Genomic DNA, 17,108 nt, shown 5'->3' on the forward strand with positions numbered 1-17,108 from the left:
CCCCTTACGCTGCGGCTGGGGCTGCGGCCGGCGCGGCGGCGCCGTTGCGGGCGGCGTTGCGCACGTGCAGGAAGTACACGTCTTCCAGGTCCGGGGCGATCTGCGTGAAGCCGCTGTCGGGCTGGCTGTCGGCAAACACATTGATTTGCGGCTTGCCGCCCACCAGGCGCGTCGACAGCACGTTCAAGGTTTGCTGATACTGCGCCAGCTCGTCCATGCTGACGCTGCGGCGCCAGACCTTGCCCAGCAGCGTATCGATGGCCGCCTGCGGCTCGCCCTGCACCAGCACCTGTCCCTTGACGATCATCGCCATGCGCGGGCACAGGTCCGTCACGTCGTCGACGATGTGCGTCGACAGGATGACGACCACTTGCTCACCGATCTTCGCCAGCAGGTTCAGGAAGCGGTTGCGCTCGTCCGGATCCAGGCCGGCCGTCGGTTCATCGACGATCACCAAGCGCGGCGCTCCCAGCAGCGCCTGGGCGATGCCGAAGCGCTGGCGCATGCCGCCCGAATACGTGCCCAGGTTGCGCTTGCGCGCTTCCCACAGATTGGTTTGCTGCAGCAAGGCTTCCACGGCCTCCTTGCGCGGGCCCTTTTCCGTCAAACCTTTGAGCACTGCAAAGTGGTTGAGCAGGGTTTCCGCACTGACCTTCGGATACACGCCGAAATCCTGCGGCAGATAGCCGAGCTGGCGGCGCAGGCCGGCCTTGTCCTGCAGCACATCGACGCCATCGAAATGGATGCTGCCGCTATCGGGATCTTGCAATGTCGCAATGGTGCGCATCAGCGAGGACTTGCCCGCGCCATTCGGTCCCAGCAAGCCGAACATTCCGTTGGGAATGTCCAGGCTGACATTGTTGATGGCCTTGACGCCATTGGCATACGTTTTGTTCAGCTGTTTGATCGATAGCATGTGCAGCATTCTCCAGAGCTTGGGTATGAAAGCCGGCAGATACATGCCTGCCGGTCTGTGGAAGGGGATCACCCTTGTTTTTCAGCCGCGATGGCGGATGTTACTTAAAAACAATAATATATAACCAATTGGAAGGAAATTAATATTTTTGCGACCAAGGGTGGAAATGCAGGGCTGGAATGCAGGAGGAAGCGATGAGCGACGTGGTGCTACACTCGCCATCTCAATGACGCCATGCGGCGGAAAGACGGGACCATGACGGTAATACAGAACATGACATTGCGCGCCGTTGCGCCCGGCGAAGAGGGGGCGCTGGCGCGGCTGTTCCAGCTGTATTGCTACGACAATACCGCCTGGAGCGGTGAAGACGTGCTGGCCGACGGCCGTTACGATGTGTGCGATGCCGGGCTGGCCGACTATGTGCATGCGCCTGGGCATACGGCCTTCTGGATCGAGGTCGGTGGTGCGCTGGCGGGCTTTTTCATCACGGAGCCCGGCATGGCGGGCGAGTTGCCGGTGCAGGAGTTCAGCGACTTTTTTATTTTGAAGAAGTACCGGCGCCGGGGGCTGGCTCTGGAAGTGGTGCGGAGAGTGCTGCTGGACAGCGCGCAGACGTGGATGGTGGCGATGTTCCGCGCCGATGCGGATGCCTGCGCGTTCTGGCGGCAGGCGTTTGCGCGCCTGCCGTTTGCCAGGGTCGAGGCGTGGGACGATCCGGACTTGCCGCAGTTCCAGCTGACGTTGCTGAAACCTGCGGCCTGAGCTGGTTTAGAAGCGTACTTTCACATATGCCGACGGTCCCGTCAGGCGGATGTTCAGGTCGGCATCGCGTTCGCTGTCGCGGTGCAGCTTGATTTTCGAGATGCCGTAATCGGCCACGAAACCGATATTTTTGAACGGGAACCATTCCACGCCGACATTGCCGCCGTAGATGTGGCCATTGATGCGTCCGCCGTTTTTCTTGATGCCCGACGCTTCCGCATACATGCGCAAGTCCGGCGTGAAGGCGTGGCGCCAGCCCACTTCCAGCAGTGGCGCAAACGCGTGCTCGCTGATGGAATCGCGTGCCGTGGCCGTTTCACCATTGACGACGCCGGTGGCCGTGCCTTTCAGGTTGGCGTGGTAGTAGGCGGCGCCCAGGCCGATGCCGAAGGTATCGTTGCCGCTGCCCAGCCACCATTTATAGGCCAGCTTGGCCAGGTCCAGCTTCAGATCGGCATTCGCCGTGGCCGTGCCCGTGACGGGCTGGCCATTGATGATGGTTTCGCCTGTCAGGCTTGGCGTGTAGGATTTGTCGTAGCGGTAGTAGTCGAATGCCAGGCCATGGCGGTCGCCGATCAGCAAGTCCGCCTTGACGCGCGGGATGGTGGTATGGCTTGGCTTTGATTCGGGCGCGTCGATGCGGCCAAATTGCGTGTCGGCGCCGATATTGATGCGCGGATCGGCGGAAAACGCGCCCACGGAAATGCTGACGCGGTCCAAGGTGGGCGACGGTTCAGCGCGCGCCGTGGCGGCCGCCGTGGCAATACCCAGCACGCCCAGCATCATGGCACCGCGCAAGGCAAGGTGGTGCGGGCGTGGTGGGGACAGGCGGGTGAACACGGACATGGCAGACATGGGGCAACTCCTCAAGATAAAGTGAAAACTGTCGCGACGTTTTAGGCAACAGTGCAATAAGGAAATGGTAGCAACTGTTACATTTAGATTACGTAGCCGCACGGCGCAACTGTCCGTCGGACTTGTCCTACCGCCGGTCAAGCAACTGTAAAAACTGGTAATGAAGGGATGTCAACGATGCAGGAAATCATGGAACTGGTGACGCCGCGGCTGGTACTGCGGCAATGGCGCGACAGCGACTTCGCGCCGTTCGCGGCGCTGAATGCCGATCCCCGCGTGATGGCCTATTTCCCCGCGGCCCTGTCGCGCGACGCCAGCGACACCATGGCGAAGCGCTGCAGCGGCCTGATCGCCGAGCGGGGCTGGGGCTTGTGGGCCGTGGCCTTGCGAGAAAACGATGCCTTCATCGGCATGACGGGCTTGCATATTCCCGCTGTGCAACTGCCATGTTCGCCGTGCGTGGAAATCGGCTGGCGCCTGGCGTTCGATTACTGGGGGCAAGGTTATGCAAAGGAAGCGGCACGGGCCGCCCTGCAGGCAGGTTTTGAACGCTTGCAATTGCCGGAAATCGTCGCGTTCACGGCGTTGCCCAACTTGCGCTCGAGTACGCTGATGGCGCGCCTGGGCATGCGCCGCGATGCGGACACGTTCGAGCATCCGGCCCTGGCGCCAGGACACGCATTGCGCACGCATTGCCTGTATCGTCTGACGCGCGCAGAATGGTGTGCACAGGAGGGAACATGAGAATCGCCGCCATATCCGATATCCACGGCAACCTCGACGCGCTTGACGCCGTGCTGGCCGACATCGCCCGGCGTGGCGTGGACGTGACCGTCAACCTCGGCGATATCGTCTCGGGCCATCTGCAGCCGCGCGCCACGGCGGCGCGCCTGATGGGGCTCGGCCTGCCGACCATCCGCGGCAACCACGAACGCCAGCTGCTGGGCGATCCGGCCCGCATGGGTGTGTCGGACGCCTATGCGCGCGCGCAACTGTTGCCGGAGCAACTGGATTGGATTGCGGCGCTGCCCGCCACCTTGCGCCTGCGGCACGATGTGTTGCTCGTGCATGGCACGCCCGTCAGCGACCTTGTGTATTTTCTCGACAGCGTCACGCCGCAAGGCAGCCGCGCCGCCACGCCGATGGAAGTGGCCGAACGGGCCGGCGAGACAGACGCCGCGCTGATCCTGTGCGGCCACACGCACATGCCGCGCCAGGTACGCCTGGCCGACGGGCGGCTGATCGTCAACCCGGGCAGCGTCGGTTTGCAAGCCTATGACGACGACCATGGTTATCCGCACGTGATGGAAAACGGCACGCCGCACGCGCGCTATGCGATTGCCGAACAGGGGACCGATGGCCGCTGGACGGCGCAGTTATACGCCGTGGAATATGACTGGGAAAAGGCGGCCCGGCTGGCGCTGGCCAACGGCCGGCCCGACTGGGCCACGCCCTTGCGCACGGGCCGCGTGGGCGCCGCCTGAGCTCTTTAGCAGCTTGGGGCGCGCGTGACGGGCACCAGTTCCGTCTTGCCGTCCTTGGCGATCACCTGGTTGATGCTGATGCTGCAGCGCTTGCCTTCCCACGAGAACGCCGCTTCGTAATCTTCGCCGGCGCGCGGCGTAAAGGTGACGTCACCACTGCAGCTGGGCGAGACGCTTTCATAGCGCACGCCGTTGGCCACGTAAAACGAGGACACGTCTTGGAAGCCCAGGCGCAAGCTGCTGGGCTTGTCGGCGGGAACTTCATATTCGCGGAAATAGGCTTTCGAGAAAAAGCCATCCTTGCGCGACAGGTTTTGCGACGTTTCCGTTTCCGGGATGCCCAGGCTGGTATTGCTGACAGTGCCGATCAGGGAGCCGAAGGCGGAACTCATGCCGCCGCTGGCCTTTTCCACGCCATCGCTGAACATGCCACGGATGCAGCTGCTGTCGCGGTACAGGAAGGCCGTGGCGCCATTCTGGCCGAACAGGCGCAGGCGGCTGATGGTGGACGTTGCCGGCACGGCTGGCGTGCTCGCCGCTTCGGCGGCGGCAGCTGCGGGTGGCTCGGTGATGGCGGCATCCTGAGCAAAACTGGAGGCACTGAGTAACAGGGAAAACAGGACGGCAGGGTTTTTCATTGTGAATTTTAAATTATCAAAAGGAAATAATATATACCCTATGGCAATATATTTCTGCTCTTTTTGACAAGCCTGCCACTGTGTCGCTCCCTAGCGGAACTCTTCCGCCACGAGGTTGTATTTCTGCATCTTGTGATACAGGGTTTGTTTCGGCAAGCCGAGCACCGCGCTCACTTCGCTGACATTACCCGCATATGCGCGCAGTTCCTGCTCGATCAGCGCGCGTTCGAAGCCGTTCACCTGTTCCGCCAGCGACAAGGGGCTGGCCTGGCCGCTCGCCAGCAGACTCGATGCGCCACCGGCGATGCCCAGCACGAAGCGGTCGGCGATATTACGCAGTTCGCGTACATTGCCGGGCCAGGAATGGGCCATCAGGTTGCGCATCTGCGCGCTGGAAACGACGGGCGCGGCGCGGTTGTAGCGGGCGGCGGCGGCCAGCACGAAGTGTTCGAACAGGATGGGAATATCCTCGCGCCGTTCGCGCAGCGGCGGCAGGTGCAGCACGATTAGGTTCAAGCGGTAGTACAGGTCGCTGCGGAATTTCTGCTGCTGCGACAAGTCTTCCAGGTCCAGCTTGGCCGCCGCGATGACGCGCACGTCGACGGGCGTGGGCACGTTCGAGCCGAGCCGCTCGATATAGCGTTCCTGCAGCACGCGCAGCAATTTCACTTGCAGCGACAAGGGCAGCGATTCGATTTCGTCGAGGAAAAAAGTGCCCTGGTCCGCGTGCTCGATCTTGCCCACCTGCCGCTTCGCCGCACCCGTAAACGCGCCCGGTTCGTGGCCGAAGACTTCGCTCTCAAAAATGCTTTCGGGAATAGCACCGCAGTTGACGGCGACAAAGTTGTGCTTGCGGCGGTGGCTGAAGTCGTGCAGGCAGCGGGCCACCATTTCCTTGCCCGTGCCTGTGTCGCCATAGATCAGCACGTCGGCCGGTTCGTCGGCAACGTCTAGTATCAAGCGCCGTATGTCGCGCATCGCCACGGAATTGCCCAATAGCCGCGCTTCAATGCCGCCGCCGTCCTCGAGCTGGCGGCGCAGGCTGTGCACTTCCAGGGTCAGGCGGCGGGTTTCCAGCGCGCGCAGGATGACGTCGACCAGCTGGTCGGACGAATACGGTTTTTCGATGAAATCGTAGGCGCCCGTGCGCATGGCGTGCACGGCCATCGTGATGTCGCCATGGCCCGTGACGAGGATCACGGGCAGGTTGGCATCGAGCGTCTTGACCGCCTGCAGCAATTCCAGGCCGCTCATGCCGGGCAGGCGCACGTCGCTCACGACGATGCCGGGGAAATCGGGCGTCAGCAGTTTATAGGCCAGCTCGGCCGAGTGAAAGGCCAGCACGTCCAGGCCGGCCAGCTGTAAAGCCTGCTCGCTGCCTTCGCGTACGGTGGGGTCGTCTTCGACCAGCAAGACCTTCAAGCCGTCAAACATGTTTTTCCTCCTGCGTTGCTATCTGTAGTTCGATGGTGAAGATGGCGCCGCCGCCGGGGGCGTTTTCGGCGCGCAGCACGCCGCCGAACTGGCGCGTGATCTGTTCGGAAATGGCCAGTCCCAGGCCCAGTCCCAAGCCTTGCGGTTTTGTCGTGAAGAACGGTTCGAACAGGTGTTCATACACTTCCGTCGACAGGCCCGGGCCCGTGTCGGCCACATGGATCAGTACGTGTTCGGGCGTGCATTCGACGGACACGCGCAGGCTGCGCACGTCGCTGCCATTCATGGCGTCGAGCGCATTCGCGTACAGATTCACCAGCACCTGTTCCAGGCGGTTGCTTTCGCACATGGCGAAGATGTCTTCGGGCGGCAGTTGCAAGGTAAAACGCACATTTTCCACCTGCAGGCGGCGTTCGACGAGGAACAGGGCATTGCTGATGGCCGTGGGGATCGACACGGAGGTCAGGCTGGTTGTCGACTTGCGTGCAAAAATCTTCAATTGTCCCGTAATGGTCCCCATCCTGGCCGCAATTTGCGATATCTTCGCCAGATTGCGCCGCGCGTCGTCGAGCCGTCCCCGCTCGAGCAGGATGACGGCATTGTCGGACATGGTGCGCAGCGCCGTCAGCGGCTGGTTCAGCTCATGCGTGATGCTGGCCGACATTTGCCCCAGCACGGCCATCTTGCCGGCCTGGAACAGTTCATTTTGCGTGATGTGCAGCTTTTGCTCGGCCTTGCTGCGCACCTCGATTTCCTGGCTCAGGCTTTGCGTCATGGCATTGAGTTCCGACGTGCGTTCCTCGACCATGGCTTCCAGGTTGTCATAGGCATGTTGCAGATCTTCGCGGGCGCGCAATTTTTGCGCCACGGCCGCGCGGCGCTGGCGCAGGTAAAAGAACAGCAGCATGAAAAAGCCCAGCAGCACGCACGAGAAGGCGGCCGCCGCGCGCGCGCTGGCCTTGGCCTGCGCCAGGTCGGACAAATAAATGAAAGTCCAGCCTTGCGGTGATTTGAGCTTGATCTGCGTCATGACGCTCGAACTGATCTTCGGCGGCGTGTCGGCGTGTTCCTGCTCGCGCACGCTGATCACGCGGGCGCCATTGCCCAGTTGGCGGTCGGAAACGAAAGGGATGGCGGCCAACTGCTTCGAATAATACTGGCGCGTGCGGTTGAGTTCTTCGACGATGGCGGGCGACAGCGGCGCCAGGGTCTTGTACTTCCAGTCCGCCATGGAACTGAGAAAGATCACGCCGTGCTCGTCGGCCAGCATGACCTTGTCGGCGCCCTGCACCCAGCGTTTTTCCAGGGTTTCCAGGTTCACCTTTACCGTTGCCAGGCCCAGCATGTGGCCATTCTGGTAGATGCCGTGGGCAAAGAAGTAACCGGGTTCCAGCCGTGTCGTGCCGACGCCATAGAAGCGGCCCGGCGTGCCGCGCAGCGCATCCTGGGCGTAGGGGCGGAACGAGATATTGTCGCCAATAAAGCTGTCGGGCTGCTGCCAGTTGCTGGCGGCCCGCGTGTTGCCATCGAGGTTGCTGATGAAAATCGTCGACGATTTCGCCTGGGCATTCATCTGCTCGAGGTAATGATTGACCGTATCGACGAGGACCGGATCTTCCGGGTGCTGCAGCAGGCGGATCACGTCGCGGTTCAGCTCCAGCGTCTTGGGCAGGAAGTCGTATTTTTCCAGCGCATTTTCCAGGCTGCTGACATACACCTCGAGGCGCTGCGCGCCGCTGGCCTGCAGCTTGCCGATGGCGATGCGTTCGGTCCAGAAATACACGAGCCAGACGGTGGCCAGGCAGGCGGCCAGCACCACGCCCCAGGCCAGCGTTTCGCGGCCCGACCGTTGCGACAGGCGCTGGCGCCAGGAAAGGGAGGGTTTGGTAGTACTGCTATTCATAAAATCAGCTGCCAACTTGCAAGAACCCACAGTATCGCATTTAAATATTGCGTAAAAAGAAAAAGCCGCCGGATATGCATCCGGCGGCCCACACTTCTATTTTACGGACATCTCAACGTCCGACAAAATCGTAGCGAGCGGCAGTGATTTGTGGCCGAGAAGCGCAACCGTACTTTAGTACGGTGAGCATCGCCGGCCGCAAAGCGCGCCGCGCAGTAGATTTTGGCCGACGTCCTTAGAACGTGTGGCGCATGCCGAGGTTGAAACCGCTGTTGCCGGTGCCATCGTCCGTGGCATTGCCAACCTTGTAGGTAGCGCCGTTCTTGTTGCTGATGTGGCCGTAACCTGTGTACAGGTCGCTGCGCTTGGACAGTGCATAGAAGGCGCCGATGGCCCACTGCTGGGCGTCACGGTTGGCATTGCTCTTGTCGTTGTGGCGGATGTACGACGCGACCAGCTTGGTGGCGCCGAACGGGGCGCTGAAGCCGACGAGGATGTCGTTGCTCTTGCTGTCGTCGAGGGCACGGTTGTCGGCGTAGCCGAAGTTACCTTGCACCACGCCAAAGTCGTAGCGCGTGGCCAGCAGGGTGTTGCGCGTTTGCTGGGTCGCCAGCGCATTTTCCTGGCGGTGGTGCGTCAGGGTCACGTTCAGCGGACCGTCGATGTAATGCACGGCGCCGCCCATGCTGCGGTTTTTCGCATTGTCGCCTGCCACTTCGCCAAAGCCATACGCCAGGTCGGCCGACAGCTTGCTCCAGGTCGGCGTGCTGTATTGCACCATGTTGTCGATGCGATAATTCGTCGCCATAATGTTCGATGCCGTGCCGGCCAGGCCGATGACAAACGGATCGGCCACGTCGCGCAGGGCCAGGTAGTACGGCGTATATTGGCGGCCCAGGGTGAGGGCGCCGGCGCTGCCGGTCAGGCCCACATACGCCTGGCGGCCGAACAGCCGGCCGCCCTGGCCCGAGGTACCGGTATCGATATTGAAACCGCTTTCCAGCACGAAGGTGGCGGCCAGGCCACCACCGAGGTCTTCCTTGCCCTTGAAGCCGATGCGCGAGCCCGAAGCGACGCCGGAAGCGACGCGGTTCAGGCGGTCTCCGGACGCATCCTTGTCGAACACCAGGCCGGCGTCAGCCACGCCATACATGGTCACGCTCGATTGGGCCATGGCGCCGGTGGAGGCTGCGCCGAGGGTCAGCAGGGTAAACAGGACTTTTTTCATGAAAATCTCTCTAATAAGTTGGAATGACTACTGATCGCACTACCTGACTGCTTGTTACTCAACATCGACAACAAATAAATGGCCCGCTTGTGGCGGGCCATGGCGCTATCAGGCTTTGCTAGCGTGATCCGCTTCGCCCCAATGGCTTTCCGTGTTCTGGCTGGCCGCGTTGGCCGCGGCGGCTTCTTCCTCGGTGGCCAGGCCACCTTCCCACTTGGCGACGACAGCCGTGGCGACGGCATTGCCGACCGCGTTGGTGGCCGAACGGCCCATGTCGAGGAATTGGTCGACGCCCATCAGCAGCAGCAAGCCCGCTTCCGGAATATTGAACTGGTTCAGGGTAGCGGCAATCACCACCAGCGAGGCGCGCGGTACGCCGGCCATGCCTTTCGAGGTCAGCATCAGCAGCAGCAGCATGGTGATCTGCGTGCCGATCGACAGGTCGATACCGTAGGCTTGCGCGATGAACAGCACGGCAAAGGTGCAGTACATCATCGAACCATCGAGGTTGAAGGAGTAGCCCATCGGCAGCACGAAGCTGGAAATCTTGCGGTCCACGCCGAACTGGTCGAGCGCCGTCAGCAGTTTTGGATAGGCCGCTTCCGAGCTGGCTGTCGAGAACGCCAGCAGGAACGGTTCGCGGATCAGGCCGACCAGTTTGAAGACGCGCGGGCCGATGACGACGAAGCCGGCGCCGATCAGCAGTGCCCACAGGCACATCAGGCCCAGGTAGAAGCCACCCATGAACTTGGCAAACGTGACCAGCACGCCCAGGCCGTGCGTGGTGATGACGGAAGCCATCGCGGCGAACACGGCCAGTGGGGCCAGGTTCATGATGGTGCCGGTGATGCGCAGCATGACTTGCGCCAGCTGATCGACGACGGCCGTCAGGGTCTTGCCCGATTCGCCCAGGCCGGCCAGTGCGCCGCCGAAGAAGATCGAGAACACCAGCACTTGCAGGATTTCATTGTTGGCCATGGCCTCGATCGGCGACTTCGGCACCAGGTGCGTGAAGAAGTCTTTCAAGGTGAAGGCGGCCGTTTTCAAATTCGTCGAAGCGTGTACGTCCGGCAATGGCAAGCCCAGGTTGGTACCCAGCTGCATCAGGTTCGACAGCACCATGCCCAGCGCCAGCGAAACCAGCGAGGCAACGACGAACCAGCACATGGCTTTCAGGCCGATGCGGCCGGCCGTCTTGCCGTCGCCCATGTGGGCGATACCGACCGTCAGGGTCGAGAACACCAGCAGCGCAATGATCATCTTGATCAGGCGCAGGAAGACGTCGGTGACGATGGAAATATTGCCAGCGATCTGAGCGCTGAGCTTGGCATCAGGGAAAGCGGTGTTGCATCCATAGCCGACAATAATGCCGAGGACCATGGCAATCAGGATGTACAGGGTTAATGGCCGTTTCTTTTTCATTTTGACTCCTCCGGTGAAACGCCGCTGTGAGCGGATTATTGATAGCGAGCAACTCAAGCTTGGAGTCAATATTTCTCAAAAACAAGCCCTTGCGTGCTAGCGATTATTTGCAGCAAAACCTGTACATAGCAAAGGATATGCCTGAAATTGGGATTTGGCGCATAACTTCTTAAGTTGTTGATTTAAGGAAGCTTTTTTGTTGTTAGGATGTTGCAACTTCGCGTGCTTGCGCGAAATATTGGACGCGGCGGGCCATCGCTGTATGACTTTTCATACGCTAGTCGCGGCAGGGCGGCAGTGCGTCAAAAAGGCAAGATTATCAGGACAATAAAAAAGCCCCTCCGAAGAGGGGCCGATGTTACGTAATGCGTGTTCTATTGATGTTAGAACTTGATATTGGCCATCAGACTGAACGAACGGGGCTGGCCTGGCGTGTAGCGGAAGCCGGACTTGTTGATGGCCGCCACATAGGTCTTGTCGGCCAGATTGTAGGCATTCAACTGCAGGTCGAGGTTCTTGTTGACGGTGTAGCTTGCCATGGCATCGAAGACCCAGTAGGCATCCACGCGTGCCGGCGTGCCGACGGCGCCATCGGTGCCGCGCAGCATTTCACCCACGTAACGCGCGCCGCCGCCGATCTTCAGGCCGAATGGCAGGGTGTACGAGGTCCAGCTGGTGAACGCCTGTTTAGGCGTGTAGCTGAGGTTGTTGACGCCGCTGGCCGTGACGACCTTGCCCGACTCGACCTTGGTATTCATGCGCGTGTAGCCGGCGCTGACCAGCCAGTTCGGCATGATCTCGCCCACCACGCCCAGTTCCAGGCCTTCCACGCGTTTCTTGCCGGTCTGGTAATAAATGGTCGGGATCACAGGATCTTGTTCCACTTCATTCTTGACGGTGGTCTGGTAGACGGCGGCCGAGAACGACAGTTTTTGTTTCAGGAAGTCCCACTTGGTACCGATTTCCTTGGTAATGGTTTCCTGCGGGTCATATTTTGGATTTTGCGCGCTGTTGGCGCCCGCGCTCAAGGCGAAGTTGACGCCCGGCGGCGCTTTCGACGTGGCCAGCAAGGCGTACACGCTGCTGTCCGGCGTTGGCTTGTACATGGCCGAGATCTTGCCGTTGGCCAAGGTGTCGCTCAGGGTCAGATGCGTCGGAATCGGCGTGCCGACGGGCAAGGGCTGTACTGCGGGCGCAGTCACGGCCCCTTGCAGAGCGACGGCATCATACGTGGTGTTGAAATGGTCGAAACGCACGCCGCCGTTGAACAGCCACTTGTCGCCGAACTTGATGGTGTCGAACACGTACAGGCTTTGCGTATTGACTTCGCCTTCGGTGAAGGCGCCGCTGCGTACGGGGTTATGGCCGGTGACGGTGTCACGCGGGTTCGGGTTGTACAGATTGGCATCCTGCAAAGTGCCCAGGCTGGCGGGCACATAGCTGTAGTTGGTCTGTTTTTCGCTGGTGAACTCGGCGCCGGCCACCACGGAGTGCTTCAGCACGCCAGTGTCGAATTGTGCGCTGACCACGGTCTGGTTGGTCAGGATCGTGTTTTCCTGGTCTTTCACGGTGCGCAACGAGCGCGCCATGGTCCAGGTCGACGGATCGGTGGCGACCGGTGTCTTCAGGTTGACGGTGCTGCCCATGAAGGCCGTCAGCAGGTAGTCCTGCTGGGTCTTGCCATAGCGCGTGGTGTTCTGGATTTGCAAGGTTGGCGAGAAATCATGGTCGATGCGCAAGGTGCCCATATCGGCCTTGACCTTGTTGTAGTCCGCAGTGGAGCCGTAGAAATTCTTCGGATCGACCTTGGCCGCGCCGTTCAGGAAAGTGCGGATGACCGGGTTTGTCTTCGTGATGGTGTCCGGCGTCGAGTAGCCAGGCAAGCCGATGGTCGGCACGCCGCCGTCGGGTACGTTGTCCTGATCCACATGCAGGTAGCTGGCCGTGATGCGCGTCGGTTTGCCGATGCCGAAGGTGACGGTGGGCGCGAAGGCCCAGCGCTTGTTCTTGACTTCGTCGCGCGCCGGATCGCCGCTGTCCTGCGTCATCAGGTTCAGGCGCAATGCCGTGCCGGTATCGCTGTCGAGAACGCGGTTCCAGTCGGCCGTGGCGCGTTTCTGCTTGCCGCTGCCCACTGTCAGCAGCGAATTGAATTTGTTTTCCATGGTAGCCGTCTTGCTGACCAGGTTGATCGAGCCGGTCGGCGAACCGCGGCCGCTGTCCGTGCCCGCCGGGCCCTTCAATACGTCGATCTGTTCGATGTTGAAGACGTCGCGCGAGATGGAGCCCACGTCGCGCACGCCATCGACATAGATGCTGCCCGACGAATCGAAACCGCGCATGTAGACGGCGTCGCCCGTGTTCGTGTTGCCGTTTTCACCGAGGAAAAAAGTACCCACGCCTGGCGTGTTGCGCAGCGCGTCCGTCAGGGTCAGCGCACCTTGCTGCTCGATCAATTCCTTTTTGATCACGACGATGGTTTGCGGCGTATTGACCAGTTCTTCCGTGTATTTCGGCGACGAGGCTTTTTCTGCCTTGAAATCATTTTCCTTGGAGCCCACGACCTTGATTTCGTTCAGGGTTTGCTGCGATGCGGGCGCGCTTTGGCCGGCCGGGTCGGCCGCCTGGGCGGCAACGGGCAGCAGCATCACGGCCAGGGCGGCGCCGATGTGCTGGTTGAAACGGGTGGGGGCGTGTTTGCGGCTCTTGATTGCCATCTTGCTCTTTCGAAAAGGTCAGGGTAGTGGTTCCTGGCTGGCTCTGCGCCGCAGTGCTTGGGCACGCGGGCAAGTGGCTGGCGATGGAGACGGAATAGGCCGTATTGTAATAACTGGGCGCTATTTCGTAAATGAGAATCGTTATCAGTATCATTTACGCAACGGATTGGGCGTGCCGCAAAAAAAACACTGTCATGGCTGATGAATGCTTGCTTTGCGGCCCGGCCGCTGCTATGCGCGCAAGCGTCCGCCGGCGGGAGTATGATGAGCAACCTTTACAAATTTCCTTTCAGAATGCTGCAGACTCCCGATGCCTTTGTCCCCCTGATCGATGCGCCCGAACCGGCCCCGGCCGCCACGGATACGCTGACGTTTGTCTTTCACCGCGGGCGTTTGTTGTTGCGTACGCCAGAGCTGACCTTGCCCACGGCCGCCGAGGTAGCCGCGTACGATATCGATCTGAGCCGCGCACAGCCCGTGGGCTGGTGGCAGGGCCGCTATTGCCAGACGGTCTGGGCCGACGAAGAGTTGCCGCCGGGTGCCGGCCTGGCCTGGCACGGCATGCGCTCGCTGTTCAATGCCGTCGACGATGCTTTCCTGGGCTTGGCCAGCCGCGCCGTGCAACTGGCCGAGTGGGCGCGCACGCACCGCCATTGCGGCGTGTGCGCCACGCCCATGCAGCGCACGCGCGGCGAACGCTGTTTCACCTGCGCCGCCTGCGGCATGCTCGCGTATCCGCGCATTTCGCCGGCCATGATGGTGCTCATCCGCAAGGGCGAACAGGTGTTGCTGGCCATGCACAAGCACTCGCCATCGCAGCGTTTCAGCCCGCTGGCCGGTTTCCTGGAAGCGGGTGAATCGATCGAGGAAGCCGTGCACCGCGAAGTGATGGAAGAGGTGGGCTTGCGCGTGCACAATCTGCAGTACTTCATGAGCCAGTCCTGGCCGTTTCCCCATTCGCTGATGATCGCGTTTACGGCCGATTACCTCGACGGCGAGATCCGCCTCGACGAGAACGAGATCGCCGAGGCGCGCTGGTTCGGCCCCGGCGATGCGTGGCCGGAGGCGAGTTCGAGCGTGTCGATTTCCGCGTTGCTGGTGGGCGCCCACCGTCCGCCAACGGCATAGAAAGCCGGGGCTGCTCGGGCAGCCTGCCGCATTTTCTATATACTGGCGGCAATTGAAAATTTTAGGGTGGTGTAGCATGTCTCAAGAAGAATTCTCCGAAAACGACTGGCGCCGGCTGATCAGCAGCTTTGGTGAAGATCCGCAGCGTCCTGGCTTGCTGGAAACGCCGGCACGCGTGGCCAAGGCGTGGAAGCACTGGACGTCCGGCTATGGCCAGGATCCGGTGGACTTGCTGAAAGCGTTTGAAGATGGCGCGGAACAGTACAACGAGCTCATCGTCGTGCGCGGGATTCCCGTCTACAGCCATTGCGAACACCATCTGGCGCCGTTCTTCGGCAAGGCCACCATCGGTTACGTGCCAAACGGCAAGATCGTCGGCCTGTCGAAACTGACGCGCCTCGTCGATTGTTTCTCCAAGCGCCTGCAAGTGCAGGAACGCATGACGATGCAGATCGCCAATGCCCTGATGGAAGTGCTGGAACCGAAATCGGTGGGCGTGGTCGTACGCTGCCGCCACCTGTGCATGGAAAGCCGCGGCATCCGTACGCCGGGCGAAGAAACCATCACCTCGGCCATGCTGGGCGAGATGCAGCCGAACCTGGCGCTGCGTACGGAATTTCTGGCACTGGCGCGCGAAAGCTGATTGTTCGGCGATGATGCGTGACGAAGGCGGCAGATGCCGCCTTTTTTTATGCTCTTCCCGATTCCCGTTCCGCCAGGTAGCGCGCTGGCGGCTTGCCCGCCGCCTTGCGGAACATGGTGACGAAACCGCTGGTATTTTCATAACCGAGTTCCAGCGCCACCGCTTTTACGCTGTGGCCTTGCGCCAGCCGTCGCAAGGCCAGGATGACGTGCAATTGCCGGCGCCAGCGGCCCACGCTCATGCCCAATTCCTCCAGTGACTGCCGGGTCATGCTGCGCTCGCTCATGCCGATGCGGCCGGCCCACTCGGCCAGGGTGCTTTTATCGGCGGGCTGCGCCAGCAGCAGGGCGGCCAGGCGGCGCAAACGCGCATCGCGCGGCATCGGCAGATGCAAGTCTTCCACGGGCGCGGCCGCCAGTTCGTCGAGCAGGGTGAACACCAGGCGTTCCTGCGCGCCATGCAGCGCGGCCAGGGTAGGAAAACCGGCCGCCTTGGCGATCAGTTCGCGCAGCAGGGGCGAGACGGCCACGGTACAGCAGACGGTGGGCAAGGCCGGCGCCATGGCCGGTTCGACAAACAGGCAATAACATTGGGCCTCGCCCACGCCCTGCGCGGAATGCATCAGGCCGCCCGGTATCCACACGGCGCACTGGGGCGGCACGATCCACACGCCGCTGTCCACCTCGCAATGAATCACGCCGCGCGTGGCATACAGCAACTGCCCCTTGCGGTGCTGGTGCGGTGCCTGCTCGGCCTCCTCGGGCACGCTGGCCAGGCCCACGGCCAGCAGCGGGCGCAACACGCCATCGACGTCGAAATCCATGAGGGAGGCGCTGGCGTCAAGGCCCAGCTCGGTGGTGAGCATGTTGGGCTGCAATGGATGGGACATGGGTGGATTCTGGCTGGATTGAATAATATTGTGGCTATTTTATGCAATGACGCGCGGTACCGCCAACGGTATTGTATGGAGATCCGCAGCCCCGCTTCAACGGCAACCGCCGCCGCCAGTGTTCTGATGAAGGTAAGGAGGAACGGCAACCCCTTGAAGGAGTCATCACCATGCAGCTTGATCTATCCACTTTTCCCCTCGTCTGGATGCGCCGCGAGGCAGCGCCTGCCCAGCCCGATATGCTGTTTGCCCAGTTTGACGCGCTGCTGGCGCGCCGCCAGGCGTTTGTCATTCTCAGCGAGGAAGGCTTTGACGAGGATGGGCACGAACACCCGCAGGAAGAGCGCAAGCGGGCGTCACTCTGGATGAAGCAGAACAAGGCGGCCATCCGCGCGTATATCCAGGGCATGGTGCTGGTCGAACCGAGCGCCGCCAAGCGTCTGGCGGGCAAGGCCTTTGCCGTGATGTTCGGCAAGTTCTGGGGTTATCCCCTGCATTTCGGCACCAGCCGCGACGACGCGCTCGACATCGCCCAGCATTTGATCAAGGCGTGGCTGCCGCCAGTTGACGGCGGCACGGCCGCGCATCAGTAACGATAATCGTTAATAAAATGCTTGGTGAAGTTGTACTTGCTGCCGCCGTCGAGCAAGTCGACCAGGCGCTTCGGCGCCGAGGCCGACATGAAGGCGTCGGCCGCGCCGCCCGTGCTGCGAAACTTCATGCCGGGGCTGAGGATCTGGTTGGCGCCGATTTTCAGGTGTTGGAAACTTTTCGTTTTCTCATTGTTGAGAATAAAATGCAATTCCTGCTTGAAGGTCAGGAAGGGGATCTTCAGCCACCAGCCTTCGTCCGTGCCATAGCTGGCGACGCTGGCAAAATGCGTGTTCTTGTCCGTCAAGGTGGGTTTGCCCAGGCGGTCGTTGATGCGTTTCATGGCTTCATTCTTGGTCATGCTGTGCTTTCGTGATTCATCTTATATCCGGCGTGCATTTTGACACAGGCACGCCACCCCCGCCTGCCTTGCCGCCCCTATCTGCATGCTTTTTTACTGCAATGCAGCATCAATTCTCATCAATTGTCGCAACGCAT

At 61.2% G+C, this 17,108-nt stretch carries 16 protein-coding genes; 6 read left to right on the plus strand and 10 right to left on the minus strand.

Going from position 1 to position 17,108, the window contains the following annotated elements; genetic code table 11:
- Positions 1-4 precede the first annotated feature (4 nt).
- Positions 5-916 carry an ABC transporter ATP-binding protein gene (locus AC54AG_RS26095; RefSeq protein WP_496632212.1) on the minus strand — a complete coding sequence of 304 codons (912 nt, stop codon included), beginning with the start codon at positions 914-916 and terminating at the stop codon, positions 5-7.
- A 255-nt stretch (positions 917-1,171) separates the two neighbouring features.
- On the opposite strand from AC54AG_RS26095, the gene AC54AG_RS26100 reads away from it, so the two are divergent.
- The gene (locus AC54AG_RS26100) at positions 1,172-1,678 is read left to right on the plus strand and encodes a GNAT family N-acetyltransferase (protein ID WP_496632214.1); all 507 of its coding nucleotides are present in this window, start codon (positions 1,172-1,174) and stop codon (positions 1,676-1,678) included.
- Positions 1,679-1,684: 6 nt separating this feature from the next.
- On the opposite strand, the gene AC54AG_RS26105 is transcribed toward AC54AG_RS26100, so the two are convergent.
- Positions 1,685-2,533, minus strand: a complete 849-nt coding sequence (locus tag AC54AG_RS26105; RefSeq protein ID WP_083292681.1) for a hypothetical protein — start codon at positions 2,531-2,533, stop codon at positions 1,685-1,687.
- A 168-nt stretch (positions 2,534-2,701) separates the two neighbouring features.
- On the opposite strand from AC54AG_RS26105, the gene AC54AG_RS26110 reads away from it, so the two are divergent.
- Together AC54AG_RS26110 and AC54AG_RS26115 are read left to right on the plus strand one after the other, a co-directional pair.
- Positions 2,702-3,277 carry a GNAT family N-acetyltransferase gene (locus tag AC54AG_RS26110; RefSeq protein WP_496632216.1) on the plus strand — a complete coding sequence of 192 codons (576 nt, stop codon included), beginning with the start codon at positions 2,702-2,704 and terminating at the stop codon, positions 3,275-3,277.
- Positions 3,274-4,017, plus strand: coding sequence for a metallophosphoesterase family protein (locus AC54AG_RS26115; RefSeq protein WP_496632218.1), 744 nt, complete (start codon positions 3,274-3,276; stop codon positions 4,015-4,017). Before AC54AG_RS26110 ends, AC54AG_RS26115 begins: the two co-directional genes overlap by 4 nt.
- 5 nt (positions 4,018-4,022) lie before the next feature.
- Here AC54AG_RS26115 and AC54AG_RS26120 read toward each other — a convergent pair whose 3' ends face one another.
- The 6 genes from AC54AG_RS26120 to AC54AG_RS26145 all read right to left on the minus strand — a co-directional run bounded on the left by AC54AG_RS26120 (position 4,023) and on the right by AC54AG_RS26145 (position 13,359).
- Positions 4,023-4,655 (minus strand): hypothetical protein, encoded by a 633-nt coding sequence (locus AC54AG_RS26120; RefSeq protein WP_496632220.1) that lies wholly within the window; start codon positions 4,653-4,655, stop codon positions 4,023-4,025.
- 90 nt (positions 4,656-4,745) lie between these two features.
- Positions 4,746-6,089: a sigma-54-dependent transcriptional regulator gene (locus AC54AG_RS26125; RefSeq protein ID WP_070302966.1), complete on the minus strand. Its 1,344-nt coding sequence runs from the start codon at positions 6,087-6,089 to the stop codon at positions 4,746-4,748.
- Complete coding sequence (locus tag AC54AG_RS26130) at positions 6,082-7,992, minus strand: sensor histidine kinase (protein ID WP_034754394.1); 1,911 nt, start codon at positions 7,990-7,992, stop codon at positions 6,082-6,084. The genes AC54AG_RS26125 and AC54AG_RS26130 overlap by 8 nt, the downstream gene beginning before the upstream one ends.
- A 235-nt stretch (positions 7,993-8,227) precedes the next feature.
- Entirely contained in the window at positions 8,228-9,220 is a 993-nt protein-coding gene (locus AC54AG_RS26135) for a porin (RefSeq protein WP_051991521.1), read from the minus strand.
- A gap of 108 nt (positions 9,221-9,328) precedes the next feature.
- Complete coding sequence (locus AC54AG_RS26140; RefSeq protein ID WP_034754392.1) at positions 9,329-10,642, minus strand: dicarboxylate/amino acid:cation symporter; 1,314 nt, start codon at positions 10,640-10,642, stop codon at positions 9,329-9,331.
- A 383-nt stretch (positions 10,643-11,025) separates the two neighbouring features.
- Positions 11,026-13,359: a catecholate siderophore receptor Fiu gene (locus AC54AG_RS26145; protein ID WP_070302962.1), complete on the minus strand. Its 2,334-nt coding sequence runs from the start codon at positions 13,357-13,359 to the stop codon at positions 11,026-11,028.
- A gap of 294 nt (positions 13,360-13,653) precedes the next feature.
- Between AC54AG_RS26145 and nudC the strand changes: the two genes are divergently transcribed.
- On the plus strand, positions 13,654-14,487 hold the full coding sequence (gene nudC, locus AC54AG_RS26150) for an NAD(+) diphosphatase (protein WP_070302960.1): 834 nt from the start codon (positions 13,654-13,656) through the stop codon (positions 14,485-14,487).
- A 76-nt stretch (positions 14,488-14,563) separates the two neighbouring features.
- Positions 14,564-15,130 carry a GTP cyclohydrolase I FolE gene (folE, locus tag AC54AG_RS26155; protein ID WP_034754386.1) on the plus strand — a complete coding sequence of 189 codons (567 nt, stop codon included), beginning with the start codon at positions 14,564-14,566 and terminating at the stop codon, positions 15,128-15,130.
- 46 nt (positions 15,131-15,176) lie between these two features.
- Here the strand turns inward: folE and AC54AG_RS26160 are convergent, their stop codons facing one another.
- A complete protein-coding gene (locus tag AC54AG_RS26160; RefSeq protein WP_254671597.1) occupies positions 15,177-16,019 on the minus strand; it encodes an AraC family transcriptional regulator in 843 nt (280 codons plus the stop codon).
- Positions 16,020-16,189: 170 nt separating this feature from the next.
- On the opposite strand from AC54AG_RS26160, the gene AC54AG_RS26165 reads away from it, so the two are divergent.
- Entirely contained in the window at positions 16,190-16,612 is a 423-nt protein-coding gene (locus AC54AG_RS26165; protein WP_496632225.1) for a hypothetical protein, read from the plus strand.
- Here AC54AG_RS26165 and AC54AG_RS26170 read toward each other — a convergent pair.
- Complete coding sequence (locus AC54AG_RS26170; RefSeq protein ID WP_046683244.1) at positions 16,606-16,971, minus strand: hypothetical protein; 366 nt, start codon at positions 16,969-16,971, stop codon at positions 16,606-16,608. The genes AC54AG_RS26165 and AC54AG_RS26170 overlap by 7 nt on opposite strands.
- Positions 16,972-17,108: the final 137 nt, after the last annotated feature.

Source organism: Janthinobacterium sp. BCJ23 (genome assembly GCF_059617945.1).

Coding starts and splice junctions, on each gene's coding strand:
- AC54AG_RS26095 (WP_496632212.1), bottom strand. CDS start 916: ATGCTATCGATCAAACAGCTGAACAAAACGTATGCCAATGGCGTCAAG.
- AC54AG_RS26100 (WP_496632214.1), top strand. CDS start 1,172: ATGACGGTAATACAGAACATGACATTGCGCGCCGTTGCGCCCGGCGAA.
- AC54AG_RS26105 (WP_083292681.1), bottom strand. CDS start 2,533: ATGTCTGCCATGTCCGTGTTCACCCGCCTGTCCCCACCACGCCCGCAC.
- AC54AG_RS26110 (WP_496632216.1), top strand. CDS start 2,702: ATGTCAACGATGCAGGAAATCATGGAACTGGTGACGCCGCGGCTGGTA.
- AC54AG_RS26115 (WP_496632218.1), top strand. CDS start 3,274: ATGAGAATCGCCGCCATATCCGATATCCACGGCAACCTCGACGCGCTT.
- AC54AG_RS26120 (WP_496632220.1), bottom strand. CDS start 4,655: ATGAAAAACCCTGCCGTCCTGTTTTCCCTGTTACTCAGTGCCTCCAGT.
- AC54AG_RS26125 (WP_070302966.1), bottom strand. CDS start 6,089: ATGTTTGACGGCTTGAAGGTCTTGCTGGTCGAAGACGACCCCACCGTA.
- AC54AG_RS26130 (WP_034754394.1), bottom strand. CDS start 7,992: ATGAATAGCAGTACTACCAAACCCTCCCTTTCCTGGCGCCAGCGCCTG.
- AC54AG_RS26135 (WP_051991521.1), bottom strand. CDS start 9,220: ATGAAAAAAGTCCTGTTTACCCTGCTGACCCTCGGCGCAGCCTCCACC.
- AC54AG_RS26140 (WP_034754392.1), bottom strand. CDS start 10,642: ATGAAAAAGAAACGGCCATTAACCCTGTACATCCTGATTGCCATGGTC.
- AC54AG_RS26145 (WP_070302962.1), bottom strand. CDS start 13,359: ATGGCAATCAAGAGCCGCAAACACGCCCCCACCCGTTTCAACCAGCAC.
- nudC (WP_070302960.1), top strand. CDS start 13,654: ATGCTGCAGACTCCCGATGCCTTTGTCCCCCTGATCGATGCGCCCGAA.
- folE (WP_034754386.1), top strand. CDS start 14,564: ATGTCTCAAGAAGAATTCTCCGAAAACGACTGGCGCCGGCTGATCAGC.
- AC54AG_RS26160 (WP_254671597.1), bottom strand. CDS start 16,019: ATGTCCCATCCATTGCAGCCCAACATGCTCACCACCGAGCTGGGCCTT.
- AC54AG_RS26165 (WP_496632225.1), top strand. CDS start 16,190: ATGCAGCTTGATCTATCCACTTTTCCCCTCGTCTGGATGCGCCGCGAG.
- AC54AG_RS26170 (WP_046683244.1), bottom strand. CDS start 16,971: ATGACCAAGAATGAAGCCATGAAACGCATCAACGACCGCCTGGGCAAA.